Origin of the sequence: Rhodococcus sp. PvR044 (assembly GCF_040548995.1) — a bacterium.
Lineage (GTDB): Bacteria > Actinomycetota > Actinomycetes > Mycobacteriales > Mycobacteriaceae > Rhodococcus_G > Rhodococcus_G oryzae.
The window spans coordinates 627,526-643,696 of record NZ_JBEPSX010000001.1; the positions used below are offsets into that span (position 1 = coordinate 627,526).

The following is a 16,171-nucleotide window of genomic DNA, read 5'->3' on the forward strand; positions in this document are numbered from 1 at the left end:
CGGTCGGGACATGAAGTCGCCCACCGACACCGCGATCGCGGTCTCGGTGGGCGATGACTTTCAGTGGGCGGGGCTTCGAGTTCAGGTGGCCGGGGTCGCGGCCCAGAGCTCGGAGATGCCGACGCCGACCTCGCCGAGCAGTCGGCGGACCAACGGCAGGCCGATGCCGATCACGCTGGAGGGATCACCCTCGATCCGGTCGATGAACCACCCGCCGAGCCCGTCGAGCGTGAACGCGCCCGCGACCTGCATGGGTTCGCCGGACTCGAGGTAGGCCTCGAGATCGTCCCCGGACGGGGTCCCGAAGTGCACGATCGTCGCGCTGTCCGCGCCGGCCTCGCCGACGGTCACCCCGTCGCGCACCCGCAGCACGCAGTGCCCGGTGAGCAGGGTGCCGCTGCGACCCATCATCGAACGCCAGCGGGCCCGGGCCACGTCGGCGGTGTGCGGCTTGCCCTGCAGGGTGCCGTCGATCAGCAGCATCGAATCGCAGCCGATCACCACCGCGTCGGCGGAGACCTCCGCCGGCAGCCCGGGGAGCACGGCGGTGGCCTTCGCCCGCGCGAGCTCGGTGACCACCCGCGATGGCGCTGCCGAGGGGCCGAGCGCTTCCTGCACCGCGTCCTCGTCGACTCCGGAGACCCGTACGAATGGCTCGACCCCGGCCTTGCGCAGCACGGTCAACCGTGCCGGCGAGGCCGAGGCCAGAACGAGCGTGGTCACCGACGGTTCGAGTACGCGTACGGGGACAGGGGGGCGGCGCCCCGGTGCATGCCTGCGGGGTCGCCCCACCGCTCGGCCGGACGAGTGTCGGCCGGTGTTTCCTCGGCGCCTGCAGCGGCGGCGAAGACGGTCACCAGTGCCGCCACCTCGATGTCGGTTGGTTTGCCCTTGACCACCGTGATGACCGGCAATTGAGAGCCCTTGCTGTCGGCAGCCACGTCCTCGACCGTAGCGGAGTCGATGGCCTCCGCGGCTGCGGAGAGCACCTCGACGTCTTCGAGTGTCGTTTCCCTCGTCGCTGTCATAGCGGGATGTTCCCATGCTTCTTGGGCGGAAGGGAAACCTGCTTGCGTTCGAGCAGGCGAAGGGCCGCCACGATCTGACCGCGGGTGTGCGACGGCGGGATGACCGCGTCGATGTAACCGCGCTCGGCAGCGACGTACGGGTTCACCAGAGTGTCCTCGTACTCGTTCTGCAGCTTGAGGCGCAGCGCGTCGACGTCGGCGCCCGAGGCCTCGGCCTCCTTGAGCTGCTTGCGGTAGACGAAGCCGACGGCGCCGGAGGCGCCCATGACCGCGATCTGCGCGCTCGGCCAGGCGAGGTTCAGGTCGGCGCCCATGTGCTTGGAGCCCATGACGTCGTACGCGCCGCCGTACGCCTTGCGGGTGATGACGGTGATCTTTCCGACCGTGGCCTCGCCGTACGCGTAGAGCAGCTTGGCGCCGCGGCGGATGATGCCGTTGTACTCCTGCTCGGTGCCGGGAAGGAAGCCGGGCACGTCGACCAGGGTGATGATCGGGACGTTGAAGGCGTCGCAGGTGCGCACGAAGCGGGCGGCCTTCTCGGAGGCGTTGATGTCGAGGCAGCCGGCGAACTGGGTGGGCTGGTTCGCGACGATGCCGACGCTGCGGCCGTCGACGCGACCGAAGCCACAGATGATGTTCGCGGCACGCTCGGCCTGGACCTCGAGGAACTCGTCGTCGTCGAGGATGCGCCGGATGACCTCGTGCATGTCGTACGGCTGGTTCGGCGAGTCCGGGATCAGGGTGTCGAGCTCGATGTCCTCGGAGGTCAGCGAGTCCTCGATGGAGCCGACGATCGGGTCGGACGGGGCCAGTCGCGGCGCGGCGGCCTGGTTGTTGCTCGGCAGGTAGCTGAGCAGGTCCTTGACGTAGTCGAGGGCGTCCTGCTCGCCGGAGGCGACGTAGTGGGCCACACCGGACTTGACCATGTGGGTGTGGGCGCCGCCCAGGTCCTCCATGGTGACGTCCTCGCCGGTGACGGTCTTGATCACGTCGGGGCCGGTGACGAACATCTGGCTGGTCTGGTCGACCATCACGACGAAGTCGGTCAGCGCGGGGGAGTAGACATGGCCGCCTGCGGCCGGGCCCATGATCAGCGAGATCTGCGGGATGACGCCGGAGGCCTGCACGTTGCGGTGGAAGATCTCGCCGTAGAGGCCGAGCGAGACCACACCCTCCTGGATGCGGGCGCCCGCGCCCTCGTTGATGCCGACGAGCGGGCGGCCGGTCTTGAGTGCCAGGTCCATGACCTTGACGATCTTCTCGCCGTAGATCTCGCCGAGGCTGCCGCCGAACACGGTGGCGTCCTGGGAGAAGACACACACGTCGCGGCCGTCGATGGTGCCGTAGCCGGTCACCACGCCGTCGCCGAACGGGCGGTTGTCGGCGAGACCGAAGTTCACGCTCCTGTGCCGGGCGAGAGCGTCGAGCTCTACGAAGGAGCCCTCGTCGAGCAGCGCGGTGATGCGCTCACGGGCGGTCAGTTTGCCCTTCGCGTGCACCCGCTCGACGGCGGCTTCGCCGCTGGGGTACTTCGCCTCTTCCTGACGTCTACGCAGGTCGGCGAGCTTTCCAGCCGTCGTGTGGATATCAGGGGTGTTTGTCGCCTCTGGCGCAGTGGGCTCCTGGACACTGGTCATGAGGACAGAGCTTATCCAGCCGCTCTCGGTGCCTGTTGACCGAGGTCAGGTTGCGTTCAATCATTGAACCCAAGCTACTGGCCAGTACGAAATTGTGATCCCCGCCGCAGCGGCCGGAGCCCATAGTCTGATCGGCATGTACACCGATCTGAATCGGCCCCCGCTCGTCGCCGACGCACTGCGCAGAGCGCTGGTGCGTGGGATGGCAGGCGGCGACCCCCACGCCTTCTACTCGAGTCTCGACGTCGTCACCGAGACCGGTTCGACGAACGCCGACCTGTTGGCCAGGGCGGCGGACTCCGCCCTCGACCGCGCGGTGCTGATCTCGGAGTTCCAGGACCACGGCCGGGGCAGGCACGCCCGCTCCTGGGTGGCACCGCCGAGGTCGGCTGTCTCCGTCTCGGTGTTGCTGCGGATGCCGGGGATCGATCCCGCCGATCTGGGGTGGCTCCCGCTGCTCGCGGGCGTCGCGGTGGTCGATGCAATGCGATCGGTCGCCGAGGTGGATGCCGTGCTGAAGTGGCCGAACGATGTCCTGATCGGTGGCAAGAAGGTGGCGGGCATCCTGGCCGAGGTCGCCGCGACCGCACCGGTCCCGTCGGTCGTGCTCGGAATCGGGTTGAACGTCAGCCTCACCGAGTCGGAACTGCCGGTGCCGACCGCCACCTCGCTCGCGCTCGCGGGTGCCGCCACAACCGATCGGGACACCGTGGTGCGCGCATTGCTCCGTGCGCTGGCGGCGGAGTGGACGAAATGGCAGCGGAATGGTTGGGACACAAAGGCGCTCGCCGAGTCGTACCGGGATCGGTGCGCCACGATCGGGCAGCGCGTCCGCGCGGAACTGCCGGGCGGCGGCGAACTGCTGGGCACCGCGAGCGGGATCGATGCGCAGGGCCGGATCGTGATCAGCCCGGACGGTGGCAGGGAACCGGTCGCGGTCTCGGCAGGCGACATCACGCACCTGCGCCCGCAGGAATGACGACAAGAGGGTGCGGGCCCATGGCCCGCACCCTCTTCAGCACAGCGTCGTGGCTAGTCGTTGTCCCACGTCGCGATGGCCCAGATGACGACCACGTCGAGGGCGATGATCAGGATCGACCACCACGGGTAGTAGGGCAGCCACATGAAGTTGGCGATGATCGAGAGGGCGGCCAGGAAGATGCCCGCGATCCGCGCCCAGGTCGCACCGGTGAGCAGACCGAAGCCGGTCAGCGCGATGAGGATTCCCACGATGAGGTGAATCCAGCCCCAGCCCGTGGTGTTGAGCGCGTAGGAGTATTCCGGCCCGACGATCAGGACGCTGTCCTTGGCGAGCGCGGAGATTCCCTGGAAGACCTGGAGGATGCCCACGGTCAGCAGCAGGACCGCTGCCGCGATCGAGCCTCCGGCCGCGAATCCCTGCTTGACGCTGTTGTCCGCGCGGTTTGCCGTCATAGCTGTTCCTCTCTCAGAAATGGGAGTGGTGCTTCGACAAGCAGTGTGAGTCCCGTTAGACACTTGTGCCTCATCCGTCGTGGGTGAAGCGTGCACGGCGCGGTAGGTGCGACGCTCACTGTGATCGACTGTGAGATCGAGGGAGGAAAGCAGCAATGACGAACTATCAGGGACAGCCGGGCATGTCCGGCACCCAAGGAGCGCCAACGCGCGGCATCGCAGGGGGCAAGTTCTGGGCGGGTGCCGCCGCGGCCGCGCTGGTCACCGCGCTCAGCGCGCTGGTGGCCACGGTGATCCTCCGGGTCTTCGACCTGATGCCGCTCTCGCCGAACTGGATGCCCGAGACCACCGTCGCGGTCCGGTTCGCGATCATCGGGTTCGTCGGGGCGCTCATCGCCGCCGGGCTTCTCTATCTGTTGCTGCTGACCACCCCGGGCGGCGACTCGTTCTTCGGCTGGATCATCGGCCTGATCACGCTTGCTCTGGCCATCTTGCCCTTCGCCTATGACGCGGTGATGGGTGACCGGATCGCCACGAGTCTGGTCCACCTCGCCATCGGCCTGCCGATCCTCGGGCTGTTGCCCGGTGTCGCCGGTCGAGCCGCGGTGTGGAAATGAGTCGATCCGTCGCCACAGTGCTCGTGCCCACCCCGTCGTCCCCGGTGCCCCCCTCGACCCTGCCGCGCGGGCTGATCGTGCTGCTCGGCCTCGCGGGCGCCGTGGTCGCGATTGCCGGCACCAAGGCCTTCGCCGGGATCATCGGGCCGGTGTTCCTGGCGCTGATGTTGGTGGTGGGTGTGCAGCCGCTGGGCGACTGGCTGCAGCGCAAGGGCGCGCCCAAATGGGTCGCGGTGATCTCGACGCTGACGGCCGTCTACCTGATCCTGCTCGGTCTGGTTGCGGCGCTCGTCGTCTCGATCGCCCAGCTGGCAACGCTGCTGCCGCAGTACTCGGACAAGGCCGACGAGCTGATCGCCAACGTGCAGAAACAGTTCGCCCAGCTGAACATCGGTTCCGAACAGGTGGAGAAGGCGCTCTCGAGCGTCGATCTCGGCAAGATCATCGGTGTCGTCGACGACGTGTTGCTCGGGCTGCTGGGTGTCTTCTCGAATCTCTTCTTCATCCTGGCTCTCCTGATCTTCATGGCGATGGACGCGAGCTCGTTCGGCGAGCGGATGCGCGCGATGGCCTACTCCCGCGCGGACATCGCCTACGCGTTCTCCTCCTTCGCCAGCGGTACCCGCAGCTACCTCATCGTCTCGACGGTGTTCGGCCTCATCGTCGCCGTGATCGACGCGGGCGCGCTCTGGGCTTTGGGCATCCCGCTGCCGATCCTGTGGGGACTGCTCTCCTTCATCACCAACTACATCCCCAACATCGGGTTCGTCATCGGAGTGATCCCGCCCGCACTGATCGCACTGTTGGAGGGCGGTCCGATGCTGATGCTGTGGGTGATCGTCGTCTACAGCGTCATCAACGTCATCATCCAGTCGGTGATCCAGCCGAAGTTCGTCGGCGATGCCGTCGGGCTGTCGGTGACGCTCACGTTCTTGGCGTTGGTGTTCTGGGCGTGGGTGATCGGGCCGCTCGGTGCGCTGCTCGCCATTCCGATGACGCTGCTGGCCAAGGCGCTCCTGCTCGACATCGATCCGTCGACCCGGTGGGCCAACGCACTGATCACGGGCTCCCCACCAACCGCGGAGGAGCTGGCGACGGCCGAGGCCGACGCCGCAGAGAAGGCAGCGGAGCTGCACGCGGAGGCCGAATCCGAGGTCGAGGATGCGGTTGAGTCCGAAATCGAGGGTGCGGTCGAGAAAGTGAAGTAGTCGATACGCTTTCCTGATGGGATATCCGGAGGACGCCCTCGCCACGGACGAGGAGCTGCTGCTGCACCGACACCCGCATTGGAAGATGCTGGTGTTACCCGCGTTGACGTTCATCGTGGCGACGGCGCTCGCCGGGTTCGCGCTCGGACTGGCCCAGGACCGGCTCGACGGGACCGCCCGCTCCGTCGCGCTGATCGTGGTTGCGGTGGCCTGGGTCGGGATCGTCGGGTGGCGTTGTGTCGGACCGCTGTTGAGGTGGAAGTTCACCCACTTCATCGTCACGGACCGACGGGTGCTGATCCGGCACGGCGTGATCACCCACACGGGGATCGACATCCCGATGGGGCGGATCAGCAACGTGCAGTTCAGGCACGGACTGATCGACCGGATGCTGCGGACCGGCACCCTGGTGATCGCGTCGGCGGCCGACGATCCGCTGGAGTTCGACGACATCCCCGATGTGCAGCGGGTGCATTCGCTTCTGTATCACCAGGTGTTCGACGCGATGAATCTCGATTCCGGTCCGCCGACGGAGTACGGTGGGGCCGCTCCGTAGGCTGGGGTCGTGACAGCCGTACTGCTTGCCGAAGACGACGAGGCCATTGCCGCCCCGCTCTCCCGTGCCCTTGGCCGTGAGGGCTACACGGTCACCGTCGAACCGACCGGTCCCGGGACCCTCGAGCTCGCTCTGAGCGGGTCATTCGATCTGCTGGTTCTCGACCTCGGCCTGCCCGGCATGGACGGGCTGGAGGTGTGCAGGCAACTACGCGCAGGCGGCTCCGACCTCGCGGTACTGATGCTGACGGCGCGCACAGACGAGGTGGACTTCGTGGTGGGGCTCGACGCGGGCGCCGACGACTACGTGGGCAAGCCGTTCCGGCTGGCCGAGCTGATGGCGCGGGTCCGCGCCTTGATGCGCCGCCGAGGTGGCTCCGAGGACACCGCCATCGCGGTGGGGGACATCAGGCTCGAACCCGCCGCCAGGCGCGTGCTGGTCGGTGGCTCCGAGGTCATCCTCGCGAACAAGGAATACGAGCTGCTCAAGGTCCTGCTCGACCGGGCGGGCGAGGTGGTCTCGCGCGACGTCATCCTGCAGGAGGTGTGGGGTGACGCGGATCTGCGCGGCTCCAAGACCCTCGACATGCACATGTCGTGGCTGCGCCGGAAGATCGGCGACGAGGGTCCGGTCGCCGAGCGGCGCATCGCGACCGTGCGGGGCGTCGGCTTCCGGCTGAACACCTAGCCGGGCGCAGCCGTGCGCCGCCGAATCCTGCTCTCCATCCTGGCCGTCGTCATCCTCATCGCGCTCCTGCTGGGGCTGCCGTTGATGTACACCGCCTGGTTGTGGGTCGAGGACCTCACCAGGAGCGATCTGCAGGCCAGGCTTGACCGGATGGCGGCGGAGATCGTCTCGCAGGAGGGCGAGCAGGGCGTGATCGTGGACGGCCTCGACACGGCGCCACTGCGGTTGGTGGTCCCCGCAGGCGCCAAACTCACCGTGATCTATCCGACCCCGGGCGATCGCGAGGTGCAGGTCGACATCGGCGAGCCCGCGGTCGAGCAGCCACTGAGCGAGTCGCTCTCCATGGGCCGCTCCGGTTCGTTGCGTCTCGAGGCACCGTCGGATTCGATGCGATCGCTCCAGCAGCAGGCGGTCGGCGCGGTCGCCTTGGTGGTGTTGGCATCACTCGGCGCGGGCGCGGCGGTGGCGACGGTGACCGCCAGGCGGCTCGCGGATCCGCTGCGGGACGTCGCGGGCCGCGCCGCCCGGCTGGCGGAGGGCGACTTCCGCAAGGACCCGCGCAGGCACGGGATCGCCGAACTGGACCGGGTGTCCGACGTGCTCGACGCGGTCACCGTCGAGATCGCCGGGCGATTGCAGCGCGAGCGGGCACTGGTCGGCGACGTCTCCCATCAGCTCCGCAGCAGGCTCACCGCCGTGCGGTTGCGGCTCGACGAGTTGTCGGTGCACCCGGATCCCGCGGTGGTCGACGAGGCGACGGAGGCGCTGGCCCAGGTGGACCGTTTGACGGTGGCGATCGACGAGCTGGTGCGGTCGTCCCGGATGGCAGGCGAGCTCCCTGAACCCGTCGCGGTGGTCCGGGAGCTCGCCGGGGTGGTCTCGGACTGGCAGCGGCCCTATCGGGACGCGGGACGGGACCTGGTGCTGAGGGGCGAGGCCGCGGTGATGTCGACGGCCAGGTCCTCGCGACTGCGCGAGTCCGTGTCCGTGCTGGTCGACAACGCGCTCATGCACGGCGGGGGCACCTGCACCGTCGCAGTCCGGTCGGTGCCGGGGACGGCGGAGCGCGAGGCGATGGTCTGCGTGGAGGTCGGCGACGAGGGCGATGGCGTCAGCGACGAACTGGCCCCGCACATCTTCGACCGCGGGTTCTCCGGCGGTGGCTCGACGGGGGTGGGGCTGGCGTTGGCCAGGGCCCTGGTCGAGGCGGACGGCGGCCGGCTCGATCTCCAGCGCAGGCGACCCGCGCTGTTCGCGGCGTTCCTGCCGATGGCGCCCGATGCGGAGCCGCGCTAGCGCTAGCTGTGTCCGAGCTCTTCCTCGGCGAGTTCCTCGGGCGTCGGGTCGAAGCCGGTGGACCCGGCCGCCGTGCCCCTGGCGTTCTCCTCGGGGAACGCGAACCGGCGCAGTGCCCAGAATCGGAAGACCATCTGCAGCACGTTGCCGATGACGTAGTTGAGGATGAAGTCGACGATCACCAGCGTGGTCAGGCTCGCCGTTGACCGGAAGTCGAAGACGTTGTTGGCGATGAACAGCGGGGCTGCGGCGATGACGACGCCGATGCCGCTGATGGTGAAGAACAGCAACGCCTCGTGGTGGCGCTCGCGGCCGCCGCGGTTCTTGAATGACCACTCTCGGTTGAGGATGTAGCTCAAGATCGTGGCCATCACGCCGGAGATGATCTTGGCGACGACGGGCTTCTGCTCGAGGATCGTGAGGCTCAGCGAGTAGAAGATCGCGAGGTCGAAGACCATGGTCGTGCCGCCGACGATCGCGAACTTGATCAGCTCGTGATGGCGAAGGACCACGTCCCGGTAGGGCTGGGGTACGCGGCTGACCGCCTGATCGACTAAAGACACAACGACTGAGTGTACGAAAGAGGATGCCGATCCGACGAACTGACACTCCGATCGTGGGTTCGAAGGCCGTCATGACACCATTGACTGCCGTGAGCGTCGATTCCGGATCCCAGCACCGCCCAAGCACCCCCCGCGGCCCGAATGCCGGATTGCCGGTGGTCGCGATGATCGGCGGCGGGCAGTTGGCCCGGATGACCCATCAGGCCGCCATCGAACTCGGTCAGTGCCTCCGGGTGCTCTCCGGCGGCCCCGACGAGCCGGCCGCCAAGGTGTGCGCGGATGTCGTGATCGGCAGCCACACCGACCTCGACGCGCTCCGGGAGGTCGCGGCCGGGGCCAGCGCCCTGACCTTCGACCACGAGCACGTCCCGACCGAGCACCTCGAGGTCCTCGTCGCGGAGGGCGTGAACGTCCAGCCGCCGCCGCAGGCGTTGATCTACGCGCAGGACAAGCTCGCCATGCGACGCAAGCTCGCGGAGCTGGGCGCGCCCGTGCCCGCGTTCGCGGAGATCACCTGGGCGGGCGACGTCGTGCGCTTCGGGGACGAGCACAACTGGCAGATCGTGATCAAGGCGGTTCGGGGCGGCTACGACGGGCGCGGTGTGTGGATGCCCGCGGATTCCGACGAGGCGGAGGCCATCGTGACCGAGCAGCTCGACAAGGGCGTCGCCCTGATGGTCGAGCAGAAGGTGTCGATGCGGCGTGAGCTGTCCGCGATGGTCGCTCGGTCGTCGTTCGGGCAGGGCGCGACCTGGCCGGTCGTGGAGACGGTGCAGCGCGACGGGCAGTGTGCGGTGGTGATCGCCCCCGCCCCCGAGCTGTCCGATTCGCTGGCCATGGAGGCCGAGCAGATGGCGCTGCGCATCTCCGCCGAGCTGGGCGTCGTCGGGTCGATGGCGGTGGAGCTGTTCGAGACCACCGACGGACGGCTGGTGGTGAACGAGCTGGCGATGCGGCCGCACAATTCCGGGCACTGGACCCAGGACGGGGCGCGGACGTCGCAGTTCGAGCAGCACCTGCGGGCGGTGCTCGACTATCCGCTCGGCGACACGGCGCCGATCGCGCCGGTCACCGTGATGGCGAACGTGCTGGGCGCGGAGTCGGCCCCGGAGATGAGCATGGACGAGCGCCTGCACCACCTGTTCGCCCGTATGCCCGACGCGAAGGTGCACCTCTACGACAAGGGCGAGCGGCCGGCACGCAAGATCGGGCACGTCAACGTGGTCGGCGGCGCGCAGGGCTCGATCGCCGACGAGGCGTACGTCGCGGCGGTGCGTGAGCGCGCCGAGCGGGCGGCACACTGGCTCTCACACGGGGAATGGACCGACGGATGGGATGTGCACGGTGAGTGATTCGAATGGGCCCGTTGTCGGCCTGATCATGGGCAGCGACTCGGACTGGCCGACGATGGAGGCGGCCGCCGAGGCGCTCGCCGAGTTCGGGATCCGGTTCGAGGTCGGTGTCGTCTCGGCGCACCGGACCCCGCAGCGGATGCTCGACTACGCCCGTGACGCCGCCGATCGCGGCATCAAGGTGATCATCGCGGGCGCGGGTGGGGCGGCGCACCTGCCGGGCATGGTCGCCTCGGCGACGCCGCTCCCGGTGATCGGCGTGCCCGTGCCGCTCAAGTACCTCGACGGCATGGACTCGCTGCTGTCGATCGTGCAGATGCCCGCGGGCGTGCCGGTCGCGACGGTGTCGATCGGTGGCGCGCGCAACGCCGGGTTGCTGGCGGCGCGGATCCTCGGCGCCTCGGACCCCGCGCTGCGTGCGGCGATGGCGACGTTCCAGGCCGGACTCGAGGCGATGGTGCTGGAGAAGGACGCGGCGCTGCGCGCGAAGCTGCTGGACTGAGAGTTCTGCCAATCGGCTCACTTGAGCGGATCTCCCGGGGTTAAATGGCGTCGTCCGGATTACGTTTGACGCTGTAACGAATCCTCAGGGAGTGTCCCCATGCCTGCGCCGCTTGACGAATACCCGATCCATCAGACGCCGCTCTCGATGGCCCGGGTCGCCTCCAGTGACAAGAACTTCTACGACCGGTCCTATTTCAACGCGATCGACACCCAGGGCGAGCTGTTCCTGGTGAGCGGCTTCGGCGTGTACCCGAACCTCGGTGTCACCGACGCGTTCGCCACCATCCGCAAGGGTGAGCGGCAGTGGGCGGTCAAGTTCTCCGATGCGCTCGAGGAGCGGTCGATGGATCTCGCCGTCGGCGGGTATCGGATCGAGGTGCTCGAGCCGCTGCGCAGGCTGCGGATGGTCTGCGAGGGCGACGGCGAGGGCGGGCTCGGGTTCGACCTCACGTGGGAGGGTTCCGGCCCGGCGATCTCGGAGCAGCCGCACCTGTTGATGAGCAAGTTCCGGCCGACCCTGGACGCGAGTCGTTTCGCACAGACCGGCACGTGGACCGGCGTGCTGTCGGTCGACGGCGAGGACGTCGTGGTGAGCCCGGATCGGTGGATCGGCAGCCGCGATCGTTCCTGGGGCATCCGCCCTGTCGGCGACGGGGACCCGGCGGGCAGGCTCGCCGACGAGCCGTCCGAGGGCTTCTGGTGGATGTACGTGCCGCTGCGTTTCGACGAGTTCTCGATCATCGTGATCCTGCAGGAGAACCCCGACGGCTACCGGACGCTGAACGATGCGACCCGGGTCTGGAACGACGGCCGGATCGAGCAGCTCGGCTGGCCGCGCTACGACATCAAGTACCACCCCGGTACCCGAAGGCCGTTCGCGGCGACGCTGCACCTGACCGCCTCCGACGGCAGCCCGCTGACCGTCGAGGTGGCCCCGCGCGACGGTCTCGCGTTGCATGTCGGTGCGGGATACGGCGGCGACCCGGAGTGGACGCACGGGCAATGGCGCGGCCGCAACTGGACTTCCCGGTCGGTGTACGACCTCACCGACCCCGCGATCGCGGCACGAATTCCCTACGGCGTCAACGAGTATCCGTCCAGTGTCACCTGCAACGGTGTTCCGGGTGCAGGCATGTTCGAGCACGCGAGCATGGGCAGGCACGATCCAACCGGCTTCGTGGACTGGGGTTCGGTGGCGCAGTAGGCGCTGCGCGCCCGTGCGCGGTTGACGGGTGCAGGGACTCGTCAACCGCGCACGGGTGGCGCAGCCGCCTACGCTGTGCTCATGCCCGACGACACTGACCGTTTCCGTCTCCACGTGGTGTCGGAGGCGTTGCGGCTCTTCTCCGAGAAGGGCTACGAGGCGACCAGCGTCGACGAGATAGCCGAGGCGGCAGGCATCTCGCGTCGCACCTTCTTCCGGCAGTTCCGTTCCAAGGAAGACGTGGTGTTCGCCGACCACGAGATCCTGCTGGCCCAGGCGCAGGAGCATCTCGCCGCCGATCATGACGACCCGTGGGATGCGGTCTGCGACGCCGCGATGATCGTCTTCGAACGGTTCTCGCAGTGGAACGACATGGCGACCCGGCGCTACGCGGTGGTGCACGAGGTGCCCGCGCTGCGGGACAGAGAGATCGTCACCGGATTCCGGTACGAGCGATTGTTCGTCGACTACCTGCGCCGCGCGCTGCCCGGCGAGCCGGACCTGTCGATGGTGCAGTTCTCCGCCTCGGTGACCGCCACGCACAACTACCTGCTGCGCCGGATGGTGCGCGACGGCGCCCGGACCACCTCCGAGGACCTGCGCGCGGCGTTGGCCGATATCCGCCGCGAGGTCGGCCGACCCGATGCCTCAGTCGCCGACGGCGACGGCGAGATGGTGGTGGCGGTGTTCCCGCGCGGCACCGCACCGCGCCGGGTGGCGGAGCTGCTGCGCCGCAGGCTCGAGGAGGGCGAGTAGGGGAGGTGGCACTCGGTGCCGCAGTGTGGCACGTCTTACCGGCTTCTCGTCGGGTCGGTGCGGTATGATTGCCCGTGAATGGCACTGAGTGCCGCGCCCCGAGACCTCCACGAGGAGCAACCAGATGGCTGGCAACCCCGACTTCGACCTGTTCAAGCTCGCCGACGAGCACGATGAGCTGCGGGCCGCGATCCGCGCGCTGTCGGAGAAGGAGATCGCGCCCTACGCGAAGGATGTCGACGAGAACTCCCGGTTCCCCGAGGAGGCGCTCAAGGCACTCGTCAACTCCGGCTTCAACGCGATCCACGTCCCCGAGGCCTATGACGGCCAGGGCGCCGATTCCGTGGCCACCTGCATCGTGATCGAGGAGGTGGCCCGCGTCTGCGGCTCGTCCTCGCTGATCCCCGCCGTCAACAAGCTCGGCACCATGGGCCTGATCCTCAACGGCTCCGAGGAGCTCAAGCAGCAGGTCCTCCCGTCGCTCGCCTCGGGCGAGGCGATGGCCTCCTACGCGCTCTCCGAGCGGGAGGCGGGTTCCGACGCCGCCAGCATGCGCACCCGCGCGAAGGCCGACGGTGACGACTGGATCCTCAACGGCTCCAAGTGCTGGATCACCAACGGCGGCAAGTCGACCTGGTACACCGTCATGGCCGTCACCGACCCCGACAAGGGGGCCAACGGTATCTCCTCCTTCATGGTGCACAAGGACGACGAGGGCTTCGTCGTCGGCCCGAAGGAGAAGAAGCTCGGCATCAAGGGCTCGCCCACCGCGGAGCTGTACTTCGAGAACTGCCGTATTCCCGGCGACCGCATCATCGGCGCGCCCGGCACCGGCTTCAAGACCGCTCTGCAGACCCTGGACCACACCCGCCCGACCATCGGTGCCCAGGCCGTCGGCCTGGCGCAGGGCGCGCTCGACGCTGCCCTCGCGTACACCAAGGACCGCAAGCAGTTCGGCAAGTCGATCTCCGACTTCCAGGCCGTGCAGTTCATGCTCGCCGACATGGCGATGAAGGTCGAGGCCGCTCGTCTGATGGTCTACACCTCGGCCGCCCGCGCCGAGCGTGGCGAGAAGAACCTCGGCTTCATCTCGGCCGCCGCCAAGTGCTTCGCCTCGGACGTCGCGATGGAGGTGACCACCGACGCCGTGCAGCTGTTCGGTGGCGCCGGCTACACCACCGACTTCCCGGTCGAGCGGATGATGCGCGACGCCAAGATCACCCAGATCTACGAGGGCACCAACCAGATTCAGCGAGTCGTGATGTCGCGCGCGCTGCTCAAGTGAGCTGACGCGTGAGTCGACCTGTGGCCGGTGAGCTCGCTCACCGGCCACAGGTGTTTACCCTGGGGGCCATGCCCCGATTCCCGCTGAGTGAGCGCTGGTACCGCTGGAGCGCCGATCACGTCGTCGGGATCGATCGCAGTGTCGCGGCCTTCTTCGCGCTCATCGGGGTGGCGGCGTCGGTGGCCGTCGGGTGGGTCGACGTGGTGATCGCGCTGGGACTCACCGTGCCGCTGGCCTGGCGTCGCATCCGGCCGGTCGCGGCCGCCGCCGTGGTCGCGTTTTTCTCGGTGGCGTATCTGATCATCTCGAGTGACCAGACCAACCTCGTCATGCCCGGTATCTGCGTTCCGATCGCGCTGTACGCGCTGGCGGCGTACGGACCGAGGTGGGCGAGCGGATGGGGCCTGGCGGCGGCCATCCTCGGCGTGATCGCGGCGGGCCTCCGGTACTTCGGCGGTGCGGAGTCCACATGGCAGGCCCACGCTTTCCTGATCGCGTTCCTCATCGTGTACGTCACCGCGGTGTGGGCGTTCGGCGACCTGCGCCGGGTGCGTAACCAGGAACTCGAGGGGCTCACCGAGCGGGCCCGGCTTCTCGAACTCGAACGCGCGCAGGAGGCGGAGATCGCCGCCATCAATGAGCGCACCCGGATCGCGCGGGAGATGCACGACATCGTCGCGCACTCGCTGACCGTCGTGATCGCGCAGGCCGACGGTGGTCGGTACAGCGCGGCCGCCGATCCCGCCGCGGCGGTCACGGCGCTGGAGACCATCTCCCAGACCGGGCGGCAGGCGCTGACTGACATGCGCGCGCTGTTATCCGTGCTGAGGGAGGACCGGCCACGCGAGTACTCCTCGACGCCAGGGGTTTCGGATATCGATACGCTGATCGAAGAGGTCCGCAAGGGCGGCCTCGACGTGCAGCTCACCACCGACGGGGAGCGACGCGTGCTGTCCACCGGCGCCGAGCTGACGGCGTACCGGATCGTGCAGGAATCGCTGACCAACGTGCTCAAGCACGCGGGTCCTGCGGCGAGTGTCGAGGTCACCGAGCGCTGGACCGACAGTGCGCTGGAACTGACTGTCGTCGACGACGGCAGGGGAGCGTCCGGCGCCCTGGTCGCGCCCTCCGCGGGTGGGCAGGGTGTGCTCGGCATGCGCGAACGGGCCGAGTTGTACGGCGGCAGATTCGAGGCCGGACCCGCCGCAGGCGGCGGCTACCGGGTGCACACCGCGCTGCCATATTCGAGAGGTGAATGACATGTCCGATGCCACAACGGATCCGATCCGGATCGCGATCGTCGACGATCAGCAGCTGGTCCGAGCGGGCTTCCGGATGGTGATCGACTCCCAGCCCGACATGAGCGTCGAGGTCGAGGCCTCGGACGGCGAGCAGGCGCTGCGTGAGCTCGCGCGGGTTCCGGTCGATGTGGTGCTGATGGACGTGCAGATGCCGAACCTGGACGGCATCGAGGCCACCCGCCGCCTGACCGCGCTGGAGCACTCGCCGAAGGTGGTGGTGCTCACCACCTTCGACAACGACGAATACGTGGTCGCCGCGATCTCCGCCGGTGCCAGCGGCTTCCTGCTCAAGGACGCGCAGCCGGAGGACCTGCTCGCCGCGCTGCGGACCGTGTACCGGGGGGATGCGGTGATCGCGGCCCGCTCGACGCGTCGGCTGCTCCAGCACGTGGGTCCGATGCTGGCAGGCGCGTCCACCGTCGAGCGCCCGCAACTGCCCGACGACCTGACGCCCCGTGAGGTGGAGGTGCTCGAGGCGATGGCGCACGGATTGTCCAACACCGAGATTGCGGAGAAGTTCTTCGTCTCCGAGGCGACCGTGAAGACGCACGTGGGCAGGGTGCTGGCGAAGACGGGATCGCGGGACCGGGTGCAGGCGGTGGTGTTCGCGTACCAGACCGGGCTGGTGCAGCCGGAGGATCTGCTGGGCGGGTAGGACCGGGGAGAGGCAGCCGTCCTACCCAGGTATGACGCGGCCGCAGCGAGGATCCGTCCGCACGCCGACGCGCCGAGTGGGTGTCGTT

General features: G+C 68.4%; 18 protein-coding genes. 13 read left to right on the forward strand and 5 right to left on the reverse strand.

The genetic code is table 11. The features are described 5' to 3' along the window. Positions 1-81 precede the first annotated feature (81 nt). The 3 genes from ABIC28_RS02670 to ABIC28_RS02680 are packed head-to-tail and all read right to left on the reverse strand — an operon-like array spanning position 82 to position 2,665. Complete coding sequence (locus ABIC28_RS02670) at positions 82-723, reverse strand: Maf family protein (RefSeq protein WP_097210514.1); 642 nt, start codon at positions 721-723, stop codon at positions 82-84. Then, positions 720-1,028, reverse strand: a complete 309-nt coding sequence (locus tag ABIC28_RS02675) for an acyl-CoA carboxylase subunit epsilon (protein ID WP_097210515.1) — start codon at positions 1,026-1,028, stop codon at positions 720-722. The genes ABIC28_RS02670 and ABIC28_RS02675 overlap by 4 nt, the downstream gene beginning before the upstream one ends. Beyond that, positions 1,025-2,665: an acyl-CoA carboxylase subunit beta gene (locus ABIC28_RS02680; protein WP_097210516.1), complete on the reverse strand. Its 1,641-nt coding sequence runs from the start codon at positions 2,663-2,665 to the stop codon at positions 1,025-1,027. The genes ABIC28_RS02675 and ABIC28_RS02680 overlap by 4 nt, the downstream gene beginning before the upstream one ends. Positions 2,666-2,801: 136 nt before the next feature. Between ABIC28_RS02680 and ABIC28_RS02685 the strand changes: the two genes are divergently transcribed. Then, complete coding sequence (locus ABIC28_RS02685; protein WP_097210517.1) at positions 2,802-3,644, forward strand: biotin--[acetyl-CoA-carboxylase] ligase; 843 nt, start codon at positions 2,802-2,804, stop codon at positions 3,642-3,644. Positions 3,645-3,697: 53 nt separating this feature from the next. Here the strand turns inward: ABIC28_RS02685 and ABIC28_RS02690 are convergent, their stop codons facing one another. Then, on the reverse strand, positions 3,698-4,099 hold the full coding sequence (locus tag ABIC28_RS02690; protein WP_097210518.1) for a DUF7144 family membrane protein: 402 nt from the start codon (positions 4,097-4,099) through the stop codon (positions 3,698-3,700). A gap of 155 nt (positions 4,100-4,254) precedes the next feature. On the opposite strand from ABIC28_RS02690, the gene ABIC28_RS02695 reads away from it, so the two are divergent. Genes ABIC28_RS02695 through ABIC28_RS02715 form a run of 5 tightly spaced genes read left to right on the forward strand, consistent with a single transcriptional unit; the run spans position 4,255 to position 8,463 of the window. Further along, positions 4,255-4,716 (forward strand): DUF6069 family protein, encoded by a 462-nt coding sequence (locus ABIC28_RS02695; protein WP_209928830.1) that lies wholly within the window; start codon positions 4,255-4,257, stop codon positions 4,714-4,716. Continuing rightward, positions 4,713-5,924 (forward strand): AI-2E family transporter, encoded by a 1,212-nt coding sequence (locus ABIC28_RS02700; RefSeq protein ID WP_209928832.1) that lies wholly within the window; start codon positions 4,713-4,715, stop codon positions 5,922-5,924. Before ABIC28_RS02695 ends, ABIC28_RS02700 begins: the two co-directional genes overlap by 4 nt. A 16-nt stretch (positions 5,925-5,940) precedes the next feature. Further along, positions 5,941-6,480 (forward strand): PH domain-containing protein, encoded by a 540-nt coding sequence (locus tag ABIC28_RS02705; RefSeq protein ID WP_077040997.1) that lies wholly within the window; start codon positions 5,941-5,943, stop codon positions 6,478-6,480. Between the two features lie 9 nt (positions 6,481-6,489). Next, on the forward strand, positions 6,490-7,167 hold the full coding sequence (locus ABIC28_RS02710; protein WP_097210521.1) for a response regulator transcription factor: 678 nt from the start codon (positions 6,490-6,492) through the stop codon (positions 7,165-7,167). Between the two features lie 12 nt (positions 7,168-7,179). After that, positions 7,180-8,463, forward strand: coding sequence for a sensor histidine kinase (locus tag ABIC28_RS02715; protein WP_097210522.1), 1,284 nt, complete (start codon positions 7,180-7,182; stop codon positions 8,461-8,463). Between the two features lie 2 nt (positions 8,464-8,465). On the opposite strand, the gene ABIC28_RS02720 is transcribed toward ABIC28_RS02715, so the two are convergent. Further along, entirely contained in the window at positions 8,466-9,026 is a 561-nt protein-coding gene (locus ABIC28_RS02720) for a GtrA family protein (RefSeq protein ID WP_097210523.1), read from the reverse strand. A 71-nt stretch (positions 9,027-9,097) separates the two neighbouring features. Between ABIC28_RS02720 and ABIC28_RS02725 the strand changes: the two genes are divergently transcribed. The 7 genes from ABIC28_RS02725 (at position 9,098) to ABIC28_RS02755 (ending at position 16,083) form a co-directional block, all read left to right on the forward strand. Then, positions 9,098-10,378, forward strand: coding sequence for a 5-(carboxyamino)imidazole ribonucleotide synthase (locus ABIC28_RS02725; RefSeq protein ID WP_097210666.1), 1,281 nt, complete (start codon positions 9,098-9,100; stop codon positions 10,376-10,378). Next, positions 10,362-10,880 (forward strand): 5-(carboxyamino)imidazole ribonucleotide mutase, encoded by a 519-nt coding sequence (purE, locus tag ABIC28_RS02730; RefSeq protein ID WP_097210524.1) that lies wholly within the window; start codon positions 10,362-10,364, stop codon positions 10,878-10,880. Before ABIC28_RS02725 ends, purE begins: the two co-directional genes overlap by 17 nt. A gap of 99 nt (positions 10,881-10,979) precedes the next feature. Then, positions 10,980-12,086 carry an Rv3169 family protein gene (locus ABIC28_RS02735; RefSeq protein ID WP_097210525.1) on the forward strand — a complete coding sequence of 369 codons (1,107 nt, stop codon included), beginning with the start codon at positions 10,980-10,982 and terminating at the stop codon, positions 12,084-12,086. 81 nt (positions 12,087-12,167) lie between these two features. Further along, complete coding sequence (locus ABIC28_RS02740) at positions 12,168-12,842, forward strand: TetR family transcriptional regulator (RefSeq protein ID WP_354577407.1); 675 nt, start codon at positions 12,168-12,170, stop codon at positions 12,840-12,842. A 124-nt stretch (positions 12,843-12,966) separates the two neighbouring features. Next, positions 12,967-14,127, forward strand: a complete 1,161-nt coding sequence (locus ABIC28_RS02745; protein WP_077041003.1) for an acyl-CoA dehydrogenase — start codon at positions 12,967-12,969, stop codon at positions 14,125-14,127. Between the two features lie 68 nt (positions 14,128-14,195). Beyond that, positions 14,196-15,386 (forward strand): sensor histidine kinase, encoded by a 1,191-nt coding sequence (locus tag ABIC28_RS02750; protein WP_097210668.1) that lies wholly within the window; start codon positions 14,196-14,198, stop codon positions 15,384-15,386. Between the two features lies 1 nt (position 15,387). Next, on the forward strand, positions 15,388-16,083 hold the full coding sequence (locus ABIC28_RS02755) for a response regulator (protein WP_097210526.1): 696 nt from the start codon (positions 15,388-15,390) through the stop codon (positions 16,081-16,083). The last annotated feature ends 88 nt before the right edge of the window (positions 16,084-16,171 follow it).